Raw genomic sequence first — 22,076 nt, forward strand, 5'->3', positions numbered from 1 at the left:
TCAGCAAATTCAGATTGCCAGCGGCAGCAACTCCGCATAATCGCGGATCGCCGGAAAAGCGGTGATGTTCTGCTCCGGCTTGCAGCTGTCCGGATTCTGGATCGCCAGCTGATAGCCGATACCGTAGTCGGCGGCAGCCCGCAGGATCCGCTCGCTATCATCCACAAACAGGGTACGGGCCGGATCGAACGCCAGCCGCTGTGCCAGCGCCTGCCAGCAGTACTGGCTCTCCTTCGACCAGCCCAGCTCGTGGGTACTCACCATCAAATCCAGATGATCGCTTAGTCCCAACTGCGCATCCTTCACCGACAGGCTGGCAGGGTGGGCATTGGTAAAGAGCACCAACTGCTTGCCCGCGGCGCGCAGCTCGGCCAGAAAGGGGATGGCGTGAGGACGCCACTGGATCTTCGCCAGCAGCTCCTGCTTGAGGGCACGAATATCGAGCCCCAGGGTCTCGCTCCAGTAATCCACGCAGTACCAGTTGAGGGTGCCGTTGACGGCGTGATAGTGGACGTCGATCTGCGCTTTGGCTTCATCCAGCGGCAGACCGAGCCGCTCGGCGTAACGCTCCGGCACCAGCTGCTGCCAGAGGTGGTTGTCAAAATGCAGATCGATCAGGGTGCCATCCATATCGAGCAAGACGGTATCTATCTGGTGCCAGGGCAAGGTGGTAGCGCGGGAGTGTGGCATCGGGCCTCTTGATCGCTGATCTCGGAAAACGGGGCGGCAGTATAACGGATTTTTCCTCCCCCTTTGCCATCCCTGGCCCGTGGTGTTCGGTGTGAGAGTCGTTTACTCTTGAAGCACGATTTTTTAACGAGCAGCCAGCGTCCGATGAGCGACCCTCACAAGAGCAAACCCGAGCACATCTCAGCCGACCAACTGGATCATCCCAAGAGCAAACCGGAGATCCTCAAGGCCGATATCGTGGCCGAGAGTCGGCTGTTCAGAGTGGAGTCCCTCCACCTCAAATTCTCCAACGGCGAAGAGCGGGTCTACGAGCGGATGCGCGGCGGCAACCGGGGCGCCGTCATGGTGGTGCCGCTGTTCGATGCCCACACCCTGCTGCTGGTGCGCGAATATGCCGCCGGCACCCACTCCTACGAGCTGGGCTTTCCCAAGGGGCTGATCGACCCGGGCGAAGATGCCTTCGAGGCGGGCAACCGGGAGCTGATGGAGGAGGCGGGGTTTGGCGCCAACAGCCTGACCCTACTCAAACAGGTGTCGCTGGCCCCCGGTTACTTCTCCAGCCGGATGGACATTTTACTGGCGCGGGATCTCTTCCCCGAACAGCGGATCGGCGATGAACCCGAACCGCTGGAGGTGATCCCCTGGCCCCTCAACCGGATCGATGAATTGCTGGCGCGACCCGACTTCACCGAGTCGCGCAGCATCAGTGCCCTGCTACTGGCCCAGAAGTGGCTGGCCGAGCAGGCAGAGTAGCCCGCAGACGGGCAGTTAACAGACAGAGGATAACGAGATGCAGGAGTTGTTGGCCTGGGTGCCGGGGGTCAAGGAGATTGCCCGCGAAGCCGGAAGGATCCTTCACGACATCTATCATGGCGGTCAGTTCGAGCGTCAGCTGAAGGAGGATACGACCCCGGTCACCAGTGCCGATCTTGCTGCCGATGCCTACCTCAAACAGGCACTGTCGGCGCTCACTCCCCACGTTCCCGTGCTGACCGAAGAGGCGGCCGACATCCCCTTCAGCCAGCGATCCAACTGGCGGCAGTACTGGCTGGTGGATCCTCTCGACGGTACAGGTGAGTTCATCGCGGGTAGCGGCGACTTCGCCACCCTGATCGCCCTGGTGCGGGACAATGTGCCGGTGCTCGGGGTCATCTACGCCCCCGAGTCCAACGTGCTCTACTGGGCGGTGCGCGGCTACGGCGCCTTCAAGGAGGTGAATGGCGAGGTACTGCCCATCAGCGCCATGCATCACGAGCATGACCAGCCCGACTCACTGGTGGTGGCCATCAGCCGCCGCCAGAAGCTGGAAAACCTCACCCGCCGTCTCAACCCGGCCATCAACTACGAGCTGATCCCGCTCGGCTCCAGCTCCCTCAAATCCTGTCTGGTGGCGGAAGGGGCGGCCGATTGCTACGTGCGGCTCGGCCCCACCGGCGAGTGGGACACCGCCGCCGCCCAGTGCATCGTCGAGGCAGCCGGTGGCCGTATCCTCAGCCTGGCGTTGCAGCCACTCAGTTACAACGAAACCGAATCGCTGGAGAACCCTGACTTTATCGTGATGGGGGATCCGGATCTCGCCTGGGGCAACATTCTTGCCCACTAGACGAGTAGCGATATCATCACTCCAGACATGCAGGCGGCCCGATGGCCGCCTGCTTTTTCAGAGTCGTTGTCCGGTGTGATGGCCGGTGTGATCCGCTGGTCAAAGCGCGCTTGCACAGCGTGATACGCTGGCAAAGAAGCGAAATGATAGTGAAACATCACAATCGGTCGGCGAGAAATGGTACGATTTTTCACGTAATTCTGAAAACACCTGATTAGCCAAAATAAAAAAATGATAGTAGATTAAATTTTGGTTTTATATTTCACATAAATCACAAATATCAGTTTTGTTCCATTCTGTGAACCAGATTCCATTCCCAATCTCGCTGGCTAAACCCCGCAATGGCAGTGATATGTTTCAGTCTCGCTTTTTGAGAATTAAATCCCGATAAACCACAATAAGCTCAGATTAAAACACTAGCAAAAAGTGAATTAGTAATGAGTTTATCTGTAGAGGCTACAAAGGAGCTATCCGGTTCCTGCTCCACCACTGCCAGCACCACCCGCTGGCGCCGTCACGACACCCACTGGGTCATCAGCCTGTTTGGCACCGCGGTTGGCGCCGGCATCCTGTTCCTGCCTATCAATCTGGGTCTGGGCGGCATCTGGCCTCTCGTCATCGTCGCGGTACTGGCAGGCCCCATGACCTTCCTCGCCCACCGCGGGCTGGCGCGCTTCGTGCTCTCATCGTCACGCCCCCACGCCGACTTCACTGAAGTGGCAGAGGAGCATTTCGGCAAGATGGCCGGTCGTCTCATCTCGGCGCTCTACTTCCTCTCCATCTTCCCGATCCTGCTCATCTACGGGGTCGGGCTGACCAACACGGTGGAGAGCTTTATGGTCAACCAGCTCGGCATGGCGACCCCGGCTCGGGTGATGCTCTCCGGCGTGCTGGTGTTTGCCATGATCGCCGTGATGCTGGCGGGTGAGAAAGCAATGCTGCGTGCCTTCGCCTTTATGGTCTATCCGCTGGCGGCCATTCTGGCGGCCCTCTCCTGCTACCTCATTCCCCAGTGGCAGTGGCCGGAAGTAACCGCGTTTGAGGGGGTCAGCTTCCTCAACACCGTCTGGCTGGCGCTGCCGGTCACCGTGTTCGCCTTCAGCCACGCCGCCGCCATCTCCGGCTTTGCCAACGTGCAGCGCCGTGAATATGACGAGCAGGCGGAAGCCAAGAGCGGCCTGATCCTGCGCAACACCACAGTGATGCTGGTGGGCTTCGTGCTGTTCTTCGTCTTCTCCTGCGTGCTGAGCCTCTCGCCAGCCCAGCTGGCTGAAGCCAAGGCCCAGAACGTCTCTGTGCTCTCCTATCTCGCCAACATCACCGACAACCCGGTGATCGTGACTCTGGGACCGCTCATTGCCTTTATCGCCATCAGCTCCTCCTTCCTTGGCCACTTCCTCGGTGCCCGTGAAAGCCTGAAAAGCCTGATCGCCAAGCCTACCGGCCTGCCGCTGGCCAAGGCGGACAAGCTGGGCATTGCCCTGATGTTCTTCTCTATCTGGGGTGCCGCCGTCATCAACCCGGGCATTCTGGGGCTGATGGAAACCCTCTCCGGCCCGGTCATCGCCATGATCCTGTTTATCATGCCGGTGATTGCAATCTACAAGGTGGAGGCGCTGGCCCGCTTCCGTCACGGCTGGACCAACGGCTTTATCCTGCTGACCGGCTCGCTGGCAGTATCGGCGCTGATCTTCAGCCTGTTGAAGTAACGACTCGCAGCAGAAAACAAAAAAGAGAGGCGACCCCGGGGTCGCCTCTCTTGTCTCTGTTCGGGTATGAATTCAGCCCAGCTTGGCACCGTTCTCCACCGCCCGCTCGGGGATGGCCATCACCACGGCGCCATCCGGCCGGTAGAAACCGGTCAGCAGAAATTCAGACTGAAACGGCCCTATCTGTTTGGTCGGGAAGTTGACTACGGCGATGATCTGGCGGCCCACCAGCTGCTCTGGCTGGTAGAGGGCGGTGATCTGGGCACTGCTCTTGCGAATCCCCAGTTCGGGACCAAAATCCGCCCACACCTTGTAGGCTGGTTTGCGCGCTTCGGGGAACGGCTCGACCCGCACCAGGGTGCCCACCCTCAGCTCCACCATCTCGAAATCCTGCCAGCTAATCGTCTCCATTTCGGCTCCTGTTTATCGTGCACCTTGCATGACCCGCAGCATGGCCCAAAGAGAGCATCCCGTCTTCGGCAATCAGCCGTTTCGTTACGGCAGGTGGCCGTTTTGCTGGCGCCAGAGGGACGGAGTGAGCCCGGTCTCGGTCAGGAAGCGCTCGCTGAACGCCCCCTGATTCTGGTAACCGCAGCGGCTGGCAATCTCGCCAACGGGCAGTTGCGTACCGGCAAGCAGGGTACGCGCCAGCGCCATGCGCCGACTGCGAATGTAGTGGGAGACGCTCACCCCCAACTGCTGGCGAAAAGCGAGCTTGAACTGGCTCTGGCCAAGGCAGGCGATGGTGGCGAGTTGCTGATTGGTCAGCGGGGCGGCGAGGTTGGCATCGATATGGCGTTGCACCTTGAGGATGCGGGCGGCAAGACGCGGGGTGGCAGTGCTCTGCATCCCCTGCCCTTCAGCCAGCAGGGAGAGCCACACCTGCTCCATGCCCGCCACCTGCCGCCCTTCGGCCACCATGCGGTGCAGAAAAGCGAGGTAGTGACGCTGGGGCTCATCCAGCTCGATAAAGGGGTGAGCTGCCAGATCTCCGGGCAGCCAGTCGCTCTCCTGCACCAAAAACGAAAGCGCAGGATCGGCGGCGTAGTCGTGTCGCTCGCCGGGGGCGATGACGCAGGCAGAACCGGGGGCAAGCCTGCGCCCCCGGCCCTGCACCTCGATCTCGAGGGGGCCATCGAGGGGGATCACCAGTTGGGCAAAGTCGTGGCTATGGCTGCAGACGTGGTGATGATAGTGGCGCAGGCTGAAGCGGGACATGGCAGATAGCAATGACGCGGCCAGGGCCGCGTCATTGGGGGTTATTCCTTGTCGAAATCTTCGATCTCTTTGCCCAGCGCTTCCATGATGGCGCGCGCTTCGGCCGGGACACTGTCCGGTTGATCCTTGCGCAAGTCTTCGTCGCAAGGGAGCGGCTGGCCGGTGAAAGCGTGCAGGAAGGCCTCACAGAGCAGCTCGCTGTTGGTCGCATGACGCAGGTTGTTCACCTGACGGCGGGTGCGCTCATCGGTCAACACTTTCAACACCTTGAGCGGGATCGAGACGGTAATCTTCTTGACCTGTTCGCTCTTCTTACCGTGTTCCGCGTAGGGGCTGACGTAGTCGCCGTTCCACTCTGTTCCCATGACTCACCTGTTCTCATTTAGCCGTGAGCGCGGATTTTAACCCTTAAGGAAATTAATGGCAATCCAACAGCAAAGCCATTTAGACGTCTGGAAGTGTTGACGGCTTTTTTCAGCTGGCGTAGTGTGGTTCATCATGATGCCAGCATTGGCACGATTGCGTGTGGCAAAAGCAGCGTGGCAGGAAGAGCGGCCACCGTCCAGAGAGATCAAGGAGAGAAACATGACCCACAAGGCCACCCTAGCGGTTCGCACCGGGATTGAGACAGACCAGCAACACGGTGCCGTGGTGCCCCCCATCTACCTCTCCAGCAACTACACCTTTGCCGACTTTGGCGAGCCCCGTCAATACGATTATGCCCGCTCCGGCAATCCGACCCGCACCAATCTGGCGAACGCGCTGGCGGCGCTGGAAGGGGGCGCTGGCGCCGTGGTCACCGGCACCGGCATGGGCGCCGTCCATCTGGTCACCACAGCACTGCTCAAGGCTGGGGATCTGCTTATTGCCCCTCACGACTGTTACGGCGGCACCTGGCGCCTGTTCGAGTATCTGGCGGCCAAGGGCCACTACCGGGTGCAGTTTGTCGATCAGGGGGATGAGGCCGCACTGGCCGCCGCGCTGGCGCAAAAACCTGCGCTGGTATGGGTCGAAACCCCCTCCAACCCGCTGCTGCGGGTGGTGGATATCAGCGCCATCGCCAGCGCCGCCCACGAGGTGGGTGCACAGGTAGTGGTGGACAACACCTTCCTCTCCCCCCTGCTGCAACAGCCGCTCGCACTTGGTGCCGATGTGGTGGTGCACTCCACCACCAAGTACATCAACGGTCACTCAGACGTGGTGGGCGGGGTGGCGATTGCCAAGGAGGCCGCACTGGCCGAGTCGCTGGTGTGGTGGGCCAACTGTCTGGGGCTCACCTCCGGGGCATTCGATTCCTACCTCACCCTGCGCGGCCTGCGCACTCTGGCCCCCAGATTGCGCACCCATCAGGAGAACACCGATCGCATCCTCGCCTTCCTGCAACAGCAGCCGCTGGTGAAACGCATCTATCACCCCAGCCTGCCGAGCCATCCGGGCCACGATATTGCGCGCCGTCAACAGTCCGGCTTCGGCGCCATGCTAAGTTTTGAACTCGATTGCAGCGAGGCAGGCATTCGCGCCTTCCTCGCGGCCCTCGCCCTCTTCTCGGTGGCCGAGTCTCTCGGCGGAGTGGAGAGTCTGGTGGCCCATCCGGCCAGCATGACTCACAGGGCCATGACCCCGGTCGCGCAGCAGGCAGCAGGTATCAGCGCCCAGCTGCTGCGGTTGTCGGTCGGTATTGAACACGGTGAAGATCTGGTGGCCGATCTGGCACAGGCTTTTGCACAGGCGCAGCAGGCAGAACAGGTAGCGAAGTAATGGAACAGCAGCAACAAGGAGAGATCGCGGTGGCAACAGAAGCAGGCTTGAAGCGACGTCACGTCCACAAATTCGGTGGCAGCAGTCTGGCGGATCCGGTCTGTTATCGCCGGGTCGCCAGCATCGTTGAACAACAGGTGGGTGGGGATGAACTGATCGTAGTCTCCGCCGCCGGCAAGACCACCAACCGCCTGATCCAGCTGGTGGAGCTGGCCGAAGCAGGTGATGAAGCCGCTGGTGAAGCTATCTCCGCCCTTCACGCCTATCAGCAGGGGCTGATCGACGGCCTGCTGGAAGGTGAACTGCAGCTCGATCTGAGCAAGCAGCTGGCCGACGACATGCAGCTGATCGCCAAGACGCTTGAGGGGCAGTTTGACCGCTTCGCCCGCAACGGCCTGCTCGCCTTTGGCGAGGTGTGGTCGGCGCGCCTGCTGGCTGCCCTGCTCACCAGCCGCGGCGACAAGGCTATCTGGCTCGATGCCCGCAGCTTCCTGCGTGCCGAGGATGGTGCTCTGGTCAAGGTGGATACCGCCCTCTCCAGTGAACTGCTCAAGGCGCGGCTGGCGGAGCATGCCGGTCGCATCGTGGTAACCGGCTTTATCGCCGCCGACATGGAGGGGCGCTCCCTGCTGCTCGGTCGCAATGGATCCGACTACAGCGCCAGCCTGTTGGCACTGCTGGCGGACGGCGAATCCACCACCATCTGGAGCGACGTGGCCGGGGTCTACAGCGCCGACCCGCGTCGGGTGAAAGAAGCGCGTCTGCTGGAACGCCTGAGCCTCGCGGAAGCCAACGAGCTGGCCCGTCTTGGCTCCTCGGTGCTGCACTCGCGCACCCTGCAACCTGTGGCCGACAGCCGCCAGCGCCTCACTTTGCGCTGCAGCTACAACCCGGATGAGGGCTGCACCCATATCCTGCGCCGCGCCCCCCGCTCCGGCGGCGCCCGCATCGTCTCCTCGGTGGATCAGATCGCCCTCATCGAGCTGAAGGTGCTGCCGCAGACCAACTATGAGCAGACGGTGGCCACCATCGAGGCCCATCTGGCCCGTCACCGCCTCAACCCGCTCACCCTGCAGCGCCAGCCGGATCGCCGGATCCTGCGCCTCGCCTACACCCTCGAGGTGGCACAAGGCGCCTTCGAGCTGCTGCGCGACTTCCAACTGCAAGGGAACTTCACCGGCCTCATCCAGAAAGAGGGGTACAGTCTGGTGGCGCTGGTCGGCGCCGGTGTCACCGACAACGCGGAGCAGTGTCACCGCTTCTATCAGCTGCTGGCAGATCAACCGCTGGAGTTCGTACAGGTGGCCCGAGATGGCCTGAGTCTGGTGGCGGTGCTGCGCCAAGTGGTGCTGGAACCGCTGCTCATCGCCCTGCACAGCGCCCTCTTCAGCCGCCCGACCCGGGTTGGACTGGTGGTGTTCGGCAAGGGCAATATCGGCGGCCACTGGCTCAGCCTCTATGCCCGCGAAAAGGCACGGCTGGAACATGAACTCAATCTGGCGCTCACCCTCTACGGGGTGTTCAGCTCGGAAGGGGGCCTGCTGGATGAAGAGGGACTCAACCCCCTCAAGGTACAGGACAACTTCAATCCCAAACCGCTGATCTGGCCGGAGTTGCTCTCCCAGCTTGAGCAGCACGGCTTCGATGCGCTGATTGCGCTGGACATGACCGCCAGCGAAACGGTGAGCCGCTACTATCCGGATTTTGCCCAGCTCGGCATTCACATCATCGCCGCCAACAAGTTTGCCGGTGCCGCCGACAGCGAGTTCTACCAGCGCATCAAGCAGACCTGTCGCGACCATCAGGTACAGTGGCGCTACAACGCCACCGTGGGTGCCGGGTTGCCAATCCAGTCCAGCATCCAGATGCTGCGCCAGAGCGGCGACCGCATTCAGGGGGTCTCCGGCATCTTCTCCGGCACCCTCTCCTGGCTGTTCCAGCAGTATGACGGCACTCGCCCCTTCTCCGAGCTGGTGGACGAGGCGTGGCAGCACGGTCTGACCGAGCCGGATCCCCGCGAAGATCTCTCCGGTCAGGATGTGCGGCGCAAGCTGCTTATTCTGGCGCGGGAAGCGGGCTTCGAGCTCGACTCCGCCGATATCGAGCTGGAGAATCTGGTGCCCGTTACGCTGCGCAAGGTGACCACCGATCAGTTTATGGACAGACTGAAAGAGCTGGATGGCCCGATCCAGACCGCCTTCGAAGGGGCCAAGCGCCTCGGCAAGGTACTGCGCTACGTGGCCCGCTTCGAGCATGACGGCAAGGCGCGGGTCGGACTGGAGGCGCTGGAGCCCCACCACCCGTTCGCCAACCTCTTGCCGTGCGACAACATCTTCGCCATCGAGAGCGACAGCTACCGCACCAACCCGCTGGTGATCCAGGGGCCGGGGGCGGGTCGGGAAGTGACCGCCGCCGCTATCCAGTACGATCTGTGGCAGATCTGCGCCAGCCTCTAAGGCAGATTGCAAAGGGAGCAGCACCTCAGCTCCCGCGCACAATAAAAAAAGCCCGAGTCGATGACTCGGGCTTTTTGCTGAATGCCGCTTCGATTAGGAGAAGCAGGCCTGCAGCACGTAGAAGATGGCGATAGCCAGAATGGCACCTGCAGGCAGGGTGATGATCCAGGAGACCACGATGTTGCGCAGTACCCCCAGATTCAGCGCCGCAATACCGCGCGCCAGACCGACACCCATCACAGCACCGACCAGGGTCTGGGTGGTGGAGATGGGCAGACCGGTACCGGAGGCAATCACCACGGTCGCGGCAGTCGCCAGCTGGGCAGCAAAACCACGGCTCGGGGTCAGGTGAGTGATGCCGGTACCGACCGTCGCCATCACCTTCTCGCCCATAGTCGCCAGACCGATCACGATACCGATACCGCCGAGGGGTAGGATCCACCAGGCAATGGCTGCCTGACTGGAAATCTCGCCACCGGAAGCCACGATCGAGGCCACCGCAGAGAGCGGGCCAATGGCGTTGGCCACATCGTTGGAGCCGTGGGCAAAGGCCATGGCACAGGCAGTGATCACCATCAGGATGCCGAACACCTTCTCCACGTTGGCGAAGTGCATCTTGCTGTCATCCTGCGGGTTGTACTTCTGGCCGCGAATGTAGATCCAGCCGGCAAACGCCACTGCGATGGAGATGGCAATCGAAAGCAGAATGCCCTCGCCATCGCTCAGGTGCAGACCGACGTGGGTCAGCCCCTTCTTGATGGTCACCAGACAGATCACCAGCGCAGTCAGGAACATGTAGAACGGCACATAGCGCTTGGCGTTGTTCAGGGGATCATCGGTGTTGAAGATAAGCTTCTGCACGCTGATGAACATGAAGTAGGCGATGACACCGGAGATGGCCGGGGTGATGACCCAGGAGCCGACGATGCCGCCAAACTTGCTCCACTGCACCGCTTCCGGGCCAATGCTCACCACAGCGAAACCGACGATGGCGCCGATGATGGAGTGAGTGGTCGAGACAGGCCAGCCGAAGTAGGAGGCGAGGATCAACCAGGCGCCTGCCGCCAGCAGGGAGGCGATCATGCCGAGCACCAGCAGATCCGGGCTATCGACAAACGCATTGCTGTCGATGATGCCGTTACGGATGGTGGCCGTCACTTCGCCACCGGCCAGATAGGCACCGGCAAATTCGAAGATCATGGCAATGATGATCGCCTGACGAATGGTCAGGGATTTGGTGCCGACCGATGTGCCCATGGCATTGGCCACGTCATTCGCGCCAATGCCCCAAGCCATCAAAAAGCCGAACAAGGCCGCCACGAGCACCAGAGTGGTGCCGTAATTCGCGATAATGTCCATTAGTAGTGTTTACCCAGTCAGTCGATTACGAACGAGCCAGCATCAGTTCCAGACGGGCGCCTACGCGCTCAGCCTGATCTGCCAGGTCACCTACCCATTCGAGGATCTTGTAAAGGAACATCACATCGATCGGATTGTAATTGTGCTCAACCGCTTGCAGCTGTTGGCGCAGTCCGATCTGCATGGTGTCTGTATCGTCCTCGATCAGATCCAGCTGGTGGATCATCTCGGCAACCATTTCCACTTCCCGTCCTTTGAAGCCGGTCTCGAGCAGCTCGTCGAGCTCCCCGATCGCTTTCTCGGCCTGAGCGGTCGCATCAATACAACGTTTGAGGTAAGCCATGAAATCCGTCCGCATTTCAGCGGGGAACTCCATGCGACGGCCAAGCATGCGGCCGGAGATATCCTTGGCACGGTTGGCAATCTTGTCTTGCTGGGTCAACAGCTCCAGCAGGTCGGTACGTGCAACCGGCAGGAACAGGCCGCGAGGCAGTTTCAGACGGATTTCACGCTTGAGGGTATCTGCCTCTTTTTCCAGCTGGGCGATCTGCTGCCGGATCTTCTCGGCATCTTCCCAACGGTCTTCGGCAACGGCGTCAAAGAAAGGAACCAACTGCTGGGAGCACTGGTGAACCTTGACGATATGCTTCTGCAGCGGCTTGATGGGGGACTTGGCAAAAAGCCCCAAAATAGTATTTACTGGCATGGCCAAACCTGTGTCGGTGAAAAAACACTCGATACGATTTTATGAGGCGCGCATGGTAACCGAACTGCGCCCTCAATTAAACCGCGAATTAATCTAGTCGTCTCGCGGGCATTATATCCCCGCGACCCGAATCCTGCCCCCCAAAGTTGTCTGCCAGCCCGGAATGACTATGCAAACTGAGATCGAGATAAAGTTTTTTGTCGCCCGCGACATTCAAGCCGAGTTATCCAACCTGCTGAATTCTCTTGAGATTAAAGAATCGTCACAACAGCAGCTAGGCAACGTCTATTTCGATACGCCGACCCAGGCTCTACGCCAACTGGATATGGGGTTGCGCATTCGCCGCTGCGACGCCTTCGCCGAACAGACCATCAAATGCCGCGGCCAGGTGGTGGGCGGCCTGCACGCCAGACCCGAGTACAACGCTCCCGTGAGCGGCGATCTGCCGACCCTCTCGGCCTTTCCCGATGAGATTTGGCCAACCCTGAGCGAGCGCGACCACATTCAGCAGCAGCTGGTCGCCCAGTTTCGCACCGACTTCCTGCGCCGCCACTGGCTGATCGCCTTCGAGGGGGCCGAGATTGAGCTGGCCTGGGATCAGGGAGAGATCGTCGGCAGTCAAGGCAGCACCACCATCAACGAGCTGGAACTGGAGCTCAAATCAGGCGCTACCGCGGCGCTGTTTGCACTGGCCCAACGCCTCGCCGGGATCGGCGGGCTGCGCCTTGGCGCCCAATCCAAGGCCCAGCGCGGCTATCGACTGGCTGGTCTTGGCAAACCGCTGGCCCTGCAGGCGCTGGTCGAACATGAAGGTATGGATGGCACAACGGGGGTAAGCGAGGGGCTGGGTCACTGGCAGCACCACGAGCAGCTCTGGCTGGAGCATCCTCAGGATAAAGGCATTCAACAGCAGGCACTCGCGGCCCTGTGCCAGGGGATCGATCTGGTCGCCCGCACTGCGGCCGCGCTGCCACAACCCGCACCTTGGCTGCCAGCTCTGACCAGCCTGCACGCCCATCTGCAAGCCCAATCGGACGAGCAAAACGAGTGGCCTGCCGAACTGGCCGATCTCTTCCTCTATCCGGCGTATGTCGAGTTGCAGCTGGCCATCGCCGCCTGGCTGCATCACGCAGCCTGAGTGGTGCGATGTCGTAAATAAAGGCCAGAAACAAAAGCCAAAAACAAAACGGGTGAGCCTTGGCTCACCCGTTTTGCATTACAGCAGGTTGAGCTGCTGCATGGCGCTGCGAATGCGCTCGCGAGTCGCCTCCGACAGCGGCATCACCGGCAGGCGACACTCCTCGCTGCAGAAACCGAGCAGGGAAGCGGCATATTTGGCACCGGCCGGGCTCGGCTCGGCAAACATCGCCTGATGAAGCGGAATCAGCTGGTCTTGCAGTTCACGCGCTTCTTGCCACTTGCCGGCCAGCGTGAGGTTCTGCACCTCGGCCACCAGCTTGGGGGCCACGTTGGCGGTCACAGAGATACAGCCCTGACCACCGCCGATGTTGTAGGCCACAGCCGTGGCATCTTCACCGGATAGCCAGGCGAAAGGCTTTTTGATCAGCTGGCGTTCGGTCCAGGGGCGCGCCAGATCGCCAGTGGCGTCTTTCACCCCGGCAATACGCGGCAGTTCCGCCAGACGGGCCAGGGTCGCGGGTTGCACGTCAACGATGGCGCGCGGCGGGATGTTGTAGACGATGATCGGCTTGGCGGTGGCATCGTGTACCGCCTTGAAGTGGTGGTAGAGCCCCTCCTGATTGGGACGGTTGTAGTAACCGGCTACATGCAGAGTGGCATCAGCCCCCACCCGCTCGGCATGGAGGGTGTACTCGATGGCTTCGACCGGATTGTTGGAGCCCGCTCCGGCAATCACCGGAATGCGACCAGCGACCTGTTTGACCACCAGCTCCACCACCCGGCAGTGCTCGTCATGGGTCAGGGTCGGGCTTTCACCCGTGGTGCCCACCGGCACAATGCCGTGAGTACCCTGCTCGATATGCCACTCAACCAGACGCAGCAGCGCCTCTTCATCCAGCTTTCCCTGTCGAAACGGGGTGATCAACGCAACGATTGAACCTTGAAACATGGGATCTCCTTCTCCTAAATGACGCGCATATGGCAATAAAAAACCCCGGTACGATGTGCGCAACCGGGGTTTGAAGCTTCTCAGGGATGAGAGGTTACGCGCGAACGTCGGCAGGCCCGAATTTCAGGCTTTTTTTGTGCTTTCGTTTCAACCCGTTGAACCGCATTTCGTCATCTCTGGTCAAAAAATGGTGTCTGGGCATATTTCGGGAACACGGCATAAATGTCAAGGCGAAAGGGGCTATGTATAATGGCCGCCCAAAATTGCGTGGAGAGACCCGATGAGCAGCCCAATCAGTGCCGTCAGCCAGATGCTGGAACGAAACCAAGCCCTCTTTGTCGGCAAGCGGCTACTTGTCTGTGGCGCGCTGGAGGATGACTACCCCCGCCAGCTGGTGAGCCTGGCCCGGACCCTGACCGTCTTTACCACCGATTACTGCTACTACCGCAGCCAGCAGGCCGCCCTCGGCGAGGCTATCCTGTTCGACCACCAGCTCGGCGGCGCCCCGCGCTTCGATGCCCTGTTACTGCTGATGCCCAAGGCCAAGGCCGAGGCACAATATCTGCTGGCCATGATGACCCCCTTGCTGGAAGCGGGTGCCGACCTGTTCCTCGCCGGTGAAAACCGCGGCGGCATCAATGGCGCCGACAAGCTACTGGTCCCCTATGGCGAAAAGCCGATCAAGCGCGATTCGGCCCGCCGCTGCTCCCTCTATCATGGTGAGCTCTGCAAACCGGTCGCCCCGTTCGATCTGGATAGCTGGTTTGGCCGCTATCAGTGCAAGGCCGGTGATACCGAACTGACCGTGCTGGCGCTGCCCGGCGTCTTCAGCGCCGCCGAGCTGGATCTCGGCACCCAGATGCTGCTGGCCGCCGTACCGCCGATGAAGGGCGAACTGCTCGATTTTGGCTGCGGCGCCGGGGTGATTGGGTCCGTGCTGGCCAAGCGCAATCCGGATCTGCAGGTCAACATGGTGGATATCAGCGCGCTGGCGCTCGAATCGAGCCGCCGCACCCTGGCGATCAACGGTCTGAAGGGCAAGGTCACCGCTTCCGATGTCTATTCGGATGTCTCCACCCGTTTCCAGCACATCGTCTCCAACCCGCCATTCCATGCGGGTCTCAAAACCTTCTATGCGGCGACCGAGCAGTTCCTGGCCAAGGCGCCGGAATTTTTGCTGCCAAATGGTTCGCTGACCATTGTTGCCAACGCCTTCTTGCGCTACCAGCCTATACTGGAGACACACTTCAAACGGACTGAAGTGATCAGCAGTGATGCCAAATTCAAGGTCTATCTGAGCAAAATGTAAATAAGTGTAAGCAGCACAATAAAACAGCTAGAGAGCGCCATCCGGCATCTGATAAGGTATTAAGCACACGATAAAAACCACCCCTTTAGGGGTGTTTTTATACCGAACATTGAAAACCTTTTCATGTTGTTAATTCAGGGAGAGAAATACGATGGCAGGCATTTTGACCATGATCCTGGCTGGTGGCGAAGGTACTCGCCTGCAGCCTCTGACCACCACCCGCAGCAAGCCTTCCGTCCCCTTCGGTGGCAGCTACCGGCTAATCGACTTTGTCCTCAACAACTTCGTCAACGCCGACTTTCTGCGCATCTATGTACTGACCCAATTCAAATCCCAGTCCCTTTACCTGCACATGAAGAAGGGGTGGAATATCGTCGGCATCACCGACCGCTTTATCGATCCCATCCCGGCCCAGATGCGGATGGGCAAACGCTGGTATGACGGCACCGCTGACGCCATTTATCAGAACCTCGGCTTTATCGAGCGGGCCGAACCGGATCACGTCTGCATCTTCGGCTCCGACCACATCTACAAGATGGATGTGAGCCAGATGGTCACCTTCCACAAGCAGAAGAACGCCGCCATGACGGTCGCGGCCCTGCGCATGCCCATCGAAGAGGCGAGCGCCTTCGGGGTGATCGAGGTGGATACCGAAGGGCGGATGATCGGCTTTCAGGAAAAGCCGAAGCAGCCCAAGCACATTCCCGGCGATCCGACCCAGGCGCTGGTCTCCATGGGCAACTACATCTTCGAGACCGATGCCCTCTGCCGCGAGTTGAAGCGGGATGCCGCCGAGGAGAACTCCAGCCACGACTTTGGCAAGGATGTGATCCCGAGCCTCTACCCGCGTGCCCCCGTCTATGTCTATGACTACAGCACCAACGTCATCCCCGGCGAGAAACCGCACGTCTACTGGCGGGATGTGGGCACCCTCGACTCGTATTGGCAAGCGCACATGGACCTGGTGGCCGACAATCCTCCCTTCTCCCTCTATAACCGCAAGTGGCCCCTACACACCCACTATCCAGCGCTGCCACCGGCCACCTTCATCGACAGCGACGAGTGCAAGGTGAAGATCGCCAACTCGCTGATCTCCGCCGGTTGCTTCATTCAGGGCAGCCAGATCCAGCGATCCATCCTCGGTTTCCGCTGCAATATCGGCGCGTGCAGCCATATCAGTGAGTCCGTGCTGCTGGGGGATGTGAAGATTGGTGAAGGCTGCTCCATCCGGCGCGCGATCATTGATAAAAATGTTGAAATTGCACCCGGCACCGTTATCGGTGAAAATCTCGACCACGATAGAGAGCGATTTACCGTATCCGAAGGCGGTATCGTGGTGGTACCTAAGGGAGCAAGAGTTGGCTATTAACCCACTGAAAATCCTGTTTGTTGCCTCGGAGGTTGAGGGGCTGGTCAAGACCGGGGGCCTGGCCGATGTCGCCAGAGCCCTGCCGATGTACCTGGCCCAGAAGGGGCATGATGTCAGGATCATGCTCCCCTTCTACAAGACGATAAAGCGACGGGATGAGGCCAGACTGGTCGCTTCTCGCTGGTTGCCAACCCATCCGGGACTGCCGGATATCGGTTATCGCATCTACCAGATGGAGCTGGATGGCGTCTGCGTCTATCTGCTCGATTGCCCGCAATATTTCGATCGTCCCCAGCTCTACGCCGAGAACAATCAGGCCTATCCGGATAATGGCGAGCGCTTTGCCTTCTTCTCTGCCGCGGCCCTCCATGCCTGCGAGCAGCTTGGCTTTGCCCCGGATATCGCCCACTGCAATGACTGGCACACCGGCCTGCTGCCACTGCTGCTAAAAACCCGCCACGCCCACAACCCCTTCTTCCAGCAGACCCGCAGCGTGATCAGCATTCACAATGCGGCGTTTCAGGGGGTGTTTGGCCGCGAGCAGTTCTGGGCCATGCCCGAGATCGCCGACTACGAACGCCGCATCAACTACGACTACGGCCACGTCAATCTGCTCAAATGCGGGGTGCTCTACGCCGACAAGATCAATGCGGTCAGCCCCAACTATGCCCAGGAGCTGCTGACTCACCTCGGCGCCCACGGCATGGCGCATATCTTCCAGCAACGGGCCGCGGATCTCTGTGGCATCCTCAACGGCTGCGATTACAAGGACTGGGATCCGGAGTTCGACGAATTCCTGCCTGCGACCTACAGCATCGACAACATGGCTGGCAAACAGATCTGCAAAGAGAGCCTGCAACAGGAGGCGGGGCTGGCCGTGGCGGACTTGCCCATCTACGGCATGGTTTGCCGCCTGACCGAGCAGAAGGGCGTTCCCCTGCTGCTCCCTGCGCTGGAGAAATTCCTCCACCATCAGGTACAAGTGGTGATCGTCGGCTCTGGCGATCCTGCGCTCGCCACGCAACTGCAAACCATGGCCCGGGATTATCCGGGCAAGCTCGCCTTCATCAACACCTATGACGATCGACTGGCTCATCTGGTCGAAGCCGGTGCCGACTTCTTCCTGATGCCCTCGCTGTTCGAGCCTTGCGGCCTCAACCAGATGTACAGTCTCGCCTATGGCACCCTGCCACTGGTGCGCGCCGTGGGTGGTCTGAAAGATACCGTGGTGGATTGGGATGCCGATACCGAGCATGCCACCGGCTTCTGCTTTAACGATCCGACTGCCGCCATCCTGCTCGATACCATGCGCCGCAGCCTGCTCTATTTCCTGCAGGACAAAGAGCGTTTTGCCAAGGTACAGCGCAATGCCATGAGCACCCGCTTCAACTGGCCTGACTCGGTCACCCAGTATGAACGGATGTATCAGAGCGCATTGGGCCGTTACTGAATGCCAAACGTCAGCTGATTGCTGAAGTTTTGTACCCTTGGCGCCACTTTGGGCGTCAACAGCGAAAAAAGTCCCCTTTGGCTGTTGACGCTCCCCCAAAACTCTATAGAATCCCCCTCCGCAGTGATGCGAAGGTGGCGGAATTGGTAGACGCGCTAGCTTCAGGTGTTAGTGTCCCACGGATGTGAGGGTTCGAGTCCCTCTCTTCGCACCAATACTGCCATGCTGATTCAGCAGCATGTAAATCCAACTAGAAAACCCGAATGTGCGAAGGTGGCGGAATTGGTAGACGCGCTAGCTTCAGGTGTTAGTGCCCCCCGGGTGTGAGGGTTCGAGTCCCTCTCTTCGCACCATGCTTCTCCAGACAGCATGCAAATCAAAACTGGTAAGACAATGTGCGAAGGTGGCGGAATTGGTAGACGCGCTAGCTTCAGGTGTTAGTGTCCCACGGATGTGAGGGTTCGAGTCCCTCTCTTCGCACCATGCTTTATCCAGACAGCATGTAAATCCAGACTGGAAACCCGAATGTGCGAAGGTGGCGGAATTGGTAGACGCGCTAGCTTCAGGTGTTAGTGCCCCCCGGGTGTGAGGGTTCGAGTCCCTCTCTTCGCACCATGATTCTGACATGTAAACACAGAGCAATGCGCTCCAACCGCATTTAAAAACCAGCTGGAGAAAATCAGTGTGCGAAGGTGGCGGAATTGGTAGACGCGCTAGCTTCAGGTGTTAGTGTCCCACGGATGTGAGGGTTCGAGTCCCTCTCTTCGCACCATTCATTACGCAAAAGGCCCATCACGAAAGTGATGGGCCTTTTGTTTTTACTCCTTGTTATGGCTATGCTTTTGACGACTGCCCGCTCATCGTCATGCCAAGGAACGCATATGATACTGGATACCGACATTCACAACTTTTACGAACATCTGGTGCTCAAGGAGATTGAGAAACAGGGGCTGCAGCAAAAACTCAACAGCGATCAGATGGCCGACCTCTGCTGCCTCACCCTCAACCAGCTTCCGGCCCACTATATTCGACACAATGTCGACATGATCTACTTCCTGACCGACGCCAAGCGCACCGAAATGGAAAAGCTGGTGGTCGAATCGCTCAAGGTGGCACAGCAGAAGATCAAGCAGGCTCCCGTCAAAAGCTCATAACCAGGGCTGCTGCCAGAGCAGGGTAACGATACCGGTCAACCCGGCCACTGGCAGCAAGATCAAGGCGGGCCGCAATCCGGGCTCCAGCATCACCCAGGCAGCCAGCAGAAAACCGGCACTCCAGGTGCCGTACTCTTTATCCTGACCCCATGCGAGTACGGCCACCGCCACCAGCAACATCATCCCCCGCAATATCCAGCGCATTGTTTTCTCCCCAATCAACAATTGATAATAATTATCATTTTCATCTGATGGGGATGCAAGTGGCGTCACAGGCAAGCTTCGTATGTGCCCCTTTGTGTCAACAGGCCGCTCAAAAACGGGTTATGAGATCAACTAATTTGTGATTTTTTCAATCAAATGTGCATTTTTGCCAATTTGATGGGGCTTTAACCCGCCGGGTTTGTGGTAGATTGCGGCCTCTTTTTGGGTTGCCTCCTCGGGATCGATGTATCCACAGGACGAGAGGGAGTGACCTTGGCGAGCAAGAGTTTAGGAAGTATCTATGCAAAACCAACAAAACCACATCCGACTACCGGGCATGGCACAGGTGTTTGCCTGTCTGGCCATTTTCCTGGCCCTGGCATTCTCGTTCACCAGCGTGCTCGATCTGCCGATCCAGCTGGCGTTGTTCATCGCCTGGTTCGTCATTATGGGGCTTGGCATCAAACTCGGCCACGATTACAAATCCCTGGAACAGGCAGCCGTTGACGGCGTTGCCAAGGGAATGGGGGCCATCCTGATCTTGGTCTCCGTCGGTGCTCTGGTCGGCACCTGGATTGCCGGTGGCATAGTCCCCAGCATCATCTACTTCGGCCTCAAGGTGATTCACCCGTCCATCTTCCTGCTGGCGACCCTGATCATCTGCTCCCTGACCTCGCTGGCCACCGGCACCTCCTGGGGCTCTGCCGCCACCGCCGGTATCGCCATGATGGGGATCGGCCACAGCCTCGGCGTGCCTGCGCCGCTGGTAGCCGGTGCCGTGCTCTCCGGCGTCTATTTTGGTGACAAGCTCTCTCCGCTCTCCGACTCAGTAGTGCTGGCTTCGACCATGTCCAACGTCGACGTGGTGGAGCATATCAAGGGGATGCTGCCTATCAGCCTGCTCTCCTATGTCATCACCGCCGTGCTGTTCACCGTGGTGGGCATGCAGTATTCGGGTAATGTCAGCCTGGAGCAGGTCAATCTGGTGATGGAGGCTCTCGACAACCAGTTCAACATCACCCCGCTGGCCATAGTCCCCGTGGTGCTGGTGCTGGGTCTGCTGGCCAACCGCAAGCCCGCCTTCCCGGTGATCAGCTTCGGCGCCCTGCTGGGCCTGATCTGGGCCATCGCCTTCCAGGGCATGGATCCGGTCAAAGCGATGCACTCAGCTTATAGTCCGTTTGCCATCACCTCCGGCATCGATTTTATCGACAACATTCTCGGTCGCGGCGGCATGGAGTCCATGCTGGGCTCGGTCGCGGTCATCATCTTCGGTCTCGGGTTTGGCGGCCTGCTGGAGAAGGTTGGCATTCTGGAAGTGATCGCCAGCGCCTTCGAGAAGCGCATCAATAGCGTCGGCAGCCTGACCAGCCACACCATCGGCACCGCGTTTCTGGCCAACGTGTTCGGCTCAGCCATGTATGTGTCGCTGATCCTGACCCCCAAGATCATGGCCAAGAACTACGACCGACTGGGACTGGCGCGCAAGAACCTCTCTCGCAACGCCGAGTTTGGCGGCACCCTCACCTGCGGCATGGTGCCCTGGAGCGACAATGGCATCTTCATGGCCGGGGTACTGGGAGTGGCCACCCTCGACTACCTCCCCTACATGTGGCTGAGCTTCACCTGCATCATTGTGACCATCACCCTCGCCTACATGGGCAAGGCGGTGAACCGGATCCCGCTGGTCGCGGCGGCAAGCTCCCGCTAAGCCATCCTGCAAACAACAAAGGCGCCATCAAGGCGCCTTTGTTGTTTCAGAGAAATGCTGTTTGATGGAGCACACTGATCACCACAAACAAAAACAGCCCTCGTTGCCGAGAGCCGTTTCATCAGACCGATACGCCGATCAGATGGAGAAGCTGGAGCCACAGCCACAGGTCGTGGTGGCATTGGGGTTGGTCACGGTAAAGCGTGAACCTTCCAGACCCTCGGTGTAATCCACACTGCCGCCTACCAGATATTGCAGGCTCATGGGATCGATCACCATGGTGACGCCATTCTTCTCGACTACGGTGTCCCCGTCGTTGATCTTCTCATCAAAGGTAAAGCCATACTGGAAACCGGAGCAGCCCCCACCCGTGATGTATACCCGCAGCTTCAGCTCGGGATTCTCTTCCTCGGTGATCAGGTTCTTCACCTTGTTGGCCGCCGCATCCGTCATCTGGATGGGCAGCGGGGCTTCTGCTACTGCACTCATTACTGACCTCACAACCATTAGATCCACAAACATGGAAACCGCGAAATTATCCAATACCCGACCATTCAGTTCAAGTATTCACCACGTTTAACCGGCCGCGGGAACCGGAGCAGGCGGTGTGGCGACCAGCGGCTTGATCACCTCGCCCCACTCAACCAGCAGCTCTTGCGCTGGTTGCCTGCCATCCTTGTTGATGGTGACACGGATCCGATCCGGCACAAAGCCTTCCGGCAACTGCCAATTCCCTTCCAGCAGCTGGAAATAACGCAGGGCATAACGCCACTCGCTCACCTTCATTCCGAGATCGCGACCGGTCAGCGTCTTCGGCTTATCAGCCAGGCTCCCCTCAACCCGGATCTGCACCTGACCACGAAACAGCTCCCGCTTTTTGGCGGGCTGGGTCAGGGCGAGACGATAGTGGTAGCGACCGGGAATGCTGGTCTCCTGCAAGGTCAGGTTATCGATCACCACCCCCACCTGTTCGCCGGTGGGGCGCATGATCCGCTCGAAAAAGGCCAGCTGGCGCTTGAGCTCCTGCACCTGCGCCTCCTGACTCTTCAAGGTGGTCTGCAACTGCTCGAAGGCCGCTTTTTGGGTCGCCAGCCGGGTATCTTTCACCCCCAATTCGGTCTTGAGCTGGCCGATGGCCTTGCCCTGACGATCCAGCGTCTCCTGCTGCACCACCAACAGGCTGCTCTGGGCCAGCTCCTGGCGGTTACCGACAAAGTAACCGATGAGCCCGCCAACGGCTAACACGACCAATAACTTCAATAGATTGGACATAGCCCCTCATCCCGTTATC

21 protein-coding genes and 5 tRNA genes are annotated in these 22,076 nt (G+C 59.6%); 16 read left to right on the top strand and 10 right to left on the bottom strand.

Annotation, left to right across the window (positions count from 1 at the left end; genetic code table 11):
- Positions 1-9: 9 nt before the first annotated feature.
- Positions 10-690, bottom strand: coding sequence for a GMP/IMP nucleotidase (yrfG, locus tag G5137_RS09185; RefSeq protein WP_421255267.1), 681 nt, complete (start codon positions 688-690; stop codon positions 10-12).
- A gap of 144 nt (positions 691-834) precedes the next feature.
- Between yrfG and nudE the strand changes: the two genes are divergently transcribed.
- The 3 genes from nudE to G5137_RS09200 all read left to right on the top strand — a co-directional run bounded on the left by nudE (position 835) and on the right by G5137_RS09200 (position 4,002).
- Positions 835-1,443, top strand: a complete 609-nt coding sequence (gene nudE / locus G5137_RS09190) for an ADP compounds hydrolase NudE (RefSeq protein ID WP_168769989.1) — start codon at positions 835-837, stop codon at positions 1,441-1,443.
- Between the two features lie 37 nt (positions 1,444-1,480).
- The gene (gene cysQ, locus G5137_RS09195) at positions 1,481-2,293 is read left to right on the top strand and encodes a 3'(2'),5'-bisphosphate nucleotidase CysQ (RefSeq protein ID WP_421255268.1); all 813 of its coding nucleotides are present in this window, start codon (positions 1,481-1,483) and stop codon (positions 2,291-2,293) included.
- A 437-nt stretch (positions 2,294-2,730) separates the two neighbouring features.
- Complete coding sequence (locus G5137_RS09200) at positions 2,731-4,002, top strand: aromatic amino acid transport family protein (RefSeq protein ID WP_421255269.1); 1,272 nt, start codon at positions 2,731-2,733, stop codon at positions 4,000-4,002.
- 72 nt (positions 4,003-4,074) lie between these two features.
- Here the strand turns inward: G5137_RS09200 and G5137_RS09205 are convergent, their stop codons facing one another.
- The 3 genes from G5137_RS09205 to metJ form a co-directional block, all read right to left on the bottom strand.
- Positions 4,075-4,413, bottom strand: a complete 339-nt coding sequence (locus tag G5137_RS09205; protein WP_040067328.1) for a tRNA-binding protein — start codon at positions 4,411-4,413, stop codon at positions 4,075-4,077.
- Positions 4,414-4,497: 84 nt separating this feature from the next.
- Complete coding sequence (locus tag G5137_RS09210) at positions 4,498-5,220, bottom strand: helix-turn-helix domain-containing protein (RefSeq protein WP_421255270.1); 723 nt, start codon at positions 5,218-5,220, stop codon at positions 4,498-4,500.
- A 41-nt stretch (positions 5,221-5,261) separates the two neighbouring features.
- Positions 5,262-5,585 (bottom strand): met regulon transcriptional regulator MetJ, encoded by a 324-nt coding sequence (gene metJ / locus G5137_RS09215; protein WP_005340251.1) that lies wholly within the window; start codon positions 5,583-5,585, stop codon positions 5,262-5,264.
- A 220-nt stretch (positions 5,586-5,805) separates the two neighbouring features.
- Here metJ and metB point away from each other — a divergent pair, with 220 nt between their 5' ends.
- Together metB and G5137_RS09225 are read left to right on the top strand one after the other, a co-directional pair.
- On the top strand, positions 5,806-6,978 hold the full coding sequence (metB, locus tag G5137_RS09220; protein ID WP_216952142.1) for a cystathionine gamma-synthase: 1,173 nt from the start codon (positions 5,806-5,808) through the stop codon (positions 6,976-6,978).
- Positions 6,978-9,434, top strand: coding sequence for a bifunctional aspartate kinase/homoserine dehydrogenase II (locus G5137_RS09225; RefSeq protein ID WP_421255271.1), 2,457 nt, complete (start codon positions 6,978-6,980; stop codon positions 9,432-9,434). Before metB ends, G5137_RS09225 begins: the two co-directional genes overlap by 1 nt.
- A 93-nt stretch (positions 9,435-9,527) precedes the next feature.
- On the opposite strand, the gene G5137_RS09230 is transcribed toward G5137_RS09225, so the two are convergent.
- Positions 9,528-10,793 (bottom strand): inorganic phosphate transporter, encoded by a 1,266-nt coding sequence (locus tag G5137_RS09230; RefSeq protein WP_005343043.1) that lies wholly within the window; start codon positions 10,791-10,793, stop codon positions 9,528-9,530.
- A gap of 25 nt (positions 10,794-10,818) precedes the next feature.
- Positions 10,819-11,499, bottom strand: a complete 681-nt coding sequence (locus tag G5137_RS09235; protein ID WP_005340244.1) for a TIGR00153 family protein — start codon at positions 11,497-11,499, stop codon at positions 10,819-10,821.
- Positions 11,500-11,668: 169 nt separating this feature from the next.
- On the opposite strand from G5137_RS09235, the gene G5137_RS09240 reads away from it, so the two are divergent.
- Positions 11,669-12,637, top strand: a complete 969-nt coding sequence (locus tag G5137_RS09240; protein WP_421255272.1) for an inorganic triphosphatase — start codon at positions 11,669-11,671, stop codon at positions 12,635-12,637.
- Between the two features lie 78 nt (positions 12,638-12,715).
- Here the strand turns inward: G5137_RS09240 and dapA are convergent, their stop codons facing one another.
- Positions 12,716-13,588 (bottom strand): 4-hydroxy-tetrahydrodipicolinate synthase, encoded by an 873-nt coding sequence (gene dapA / locus G5137_RS09245; protein ID WP_005357833.1) that lies wholly within the window; start codon positions 13,586-13,588, stop codon positions 12,716-12,718.
- A 280-nt stretch (positions 13,589-13,868) separates the two neighbouring features.
- Between dapA and rsmC the strand changes: the two genes are divergently transcribed.
- From rsmC to G5137_RS09290, 9 genes are all read left to right on the top strand, one after another.
- On the top strand, positions 13,869-14,897 hold the full coding sequence (gene rsmC / locus G5137_RS09250) for a 16S rRNA (guanine(1207)-N(2))-methyltransferase RsmC (protein ID WP_421209293.1): 1,029 nt from the start codon (positions 13,869-13,871) through the stop codon (positions 14,895-14,897).
- A gap of 151 nt (positions 14,898-15,048) precedes the next feature.
- Positions 15,049-16,266 carry a glucose-1-phosphate adenylyltransferase gene (glgC, locus tag G5137_RS09255; RefSeq protein WP_005340236.1) on the top strand — a complete coding sequence of 406 codons (1,218 nt, stop codon included), beginning with the start codon at positions 15,049-15,051 and terminating at the stop codon, positions 16,264-16,266.
- On the top strand, positions 16,256-17,716 hold the full coding sequence (glgA, locus tag G5137_RS09260) for a glycogen synthase GlgA (RefSeq protein ID WP_421255273.1): 1,461 nt from the start codon (positions 16,256-16,258) through the stop codon (positions 17,714-17,716). The genes glgC and glgA overlap by 11 nt, the downstream gene beginning before the upstream one ends.
- Before the next feature lie 128 nt (positions 17,717-17,844).
- Positions 17,845-17,930, top strand: a tRNA-Leu gene (locus tag G5137_RS09265).
- Between the two features lie 53 nt (positions 17,931-17,983).
- Positions 17,984-18,069: transfer RNA gene (locus G5137_RS09270), tRNA-Leu, on the top strand.
- A 44-nt stretch (positions 18,070-18,113) separates the two neighbouring features.
- Positions 18,114-18,199 (top strand) — tRNA-Leu (locus G5137_RS09275).
- 46 nt (positions 18,200-18,245) lie between these two features.
- Positions 18,246-18,331, top strand: a tRNA-Leu gene (locus G5137_RS09280).
- A gap of 71 nt (positions 18,332-18,402) precedes the next feature.
- Positions 18,403-18,488: transfer RNA gene (locus tag G5137_RS09285), tRNA-Leu, on the top strand.
- A 109-nt stretch (positions 18,489-18,597) separates the two neighbouring features.
- Entirely contained in the window at positions 18,598-18,870 is a 273-nt protein-coding gene (locus G5137_RS09290; RefSeq protein ID WP_005343036.1) for a late competence development ComFB family protein, read from the top strand.
- Here the strand turns inward: G5137_RS09290 and G5137_RS09295 are convergent.
- Positions 18,865-19,074: a hypothetical protein gene (locus tag G5137_RS09295; RefSeq protein ID WP_005357820.1), complete on the bottom strand. Its 210-nt coding sequence runs from the start codon at positions 19,072-19,074 to the stop codon at positions 18,865-18,867. The genes G5137_RS09290 and G5137_RS09295 overlap by 6 nt on opposite strands.
- 301 nt (positions 19,075-19,375) lie before the next feature.
- Here G5137_RS09295 and nhaC point away from each other — a divergent pair, with 301 nt between their 5' ends.
- Positions 19,376-20,785 (top strand): Na+/H+ antiporter NhaC, encoded by a 1,410-nt coding sequence (nhaC, locus tag G5137_RS09300; RefSeq protein WP_005357819.1) that lies wholly within the window; start codon positions 19,376-19,378, stop codon positions 20,783-20,785.
- Between the two features lie 138 nt (positions 20,786-20,923).
- Here nhaC and erpA read toward each other — a convergent pair whose 3' ends face one another.
- A complete protein-coding gene (gene erpA / locus G5137_RS09305; RefSeq protein ID WP_005340225.1) occupies positions 20,924-21,274 on the bottom strand; it encodes an iron-sulfur cluster insertion protein ErpA in 351 nt (116 codons plus the stop codon).
- A gap of 87 nt (positions 21,275-21,361) precedes the next feature.
- Positions 21,362-22,057, bottom strand: coding sequence for a DUF6776 family protein (locus tag G5137_RS09310; protein WP_201946964.1), 696 nt, complete (start codon positions 22,055-22,057; stop codon positions 21,362-21,364).
- Between the last annotated feature and the right edge of the window lie 19 nt (positions 22,058-22,076).

Origin of the sequence: Aeromonas sp. 600282 (assembly GCF_049175755.1) — a bacterium.
Classification (GTDB): Bacteria; Pseudomonadota; Gammaproteobacteria; order Enterobacterales; family Aeromonadaceae; genus Aeromonas; species Aeromonas veronii_A.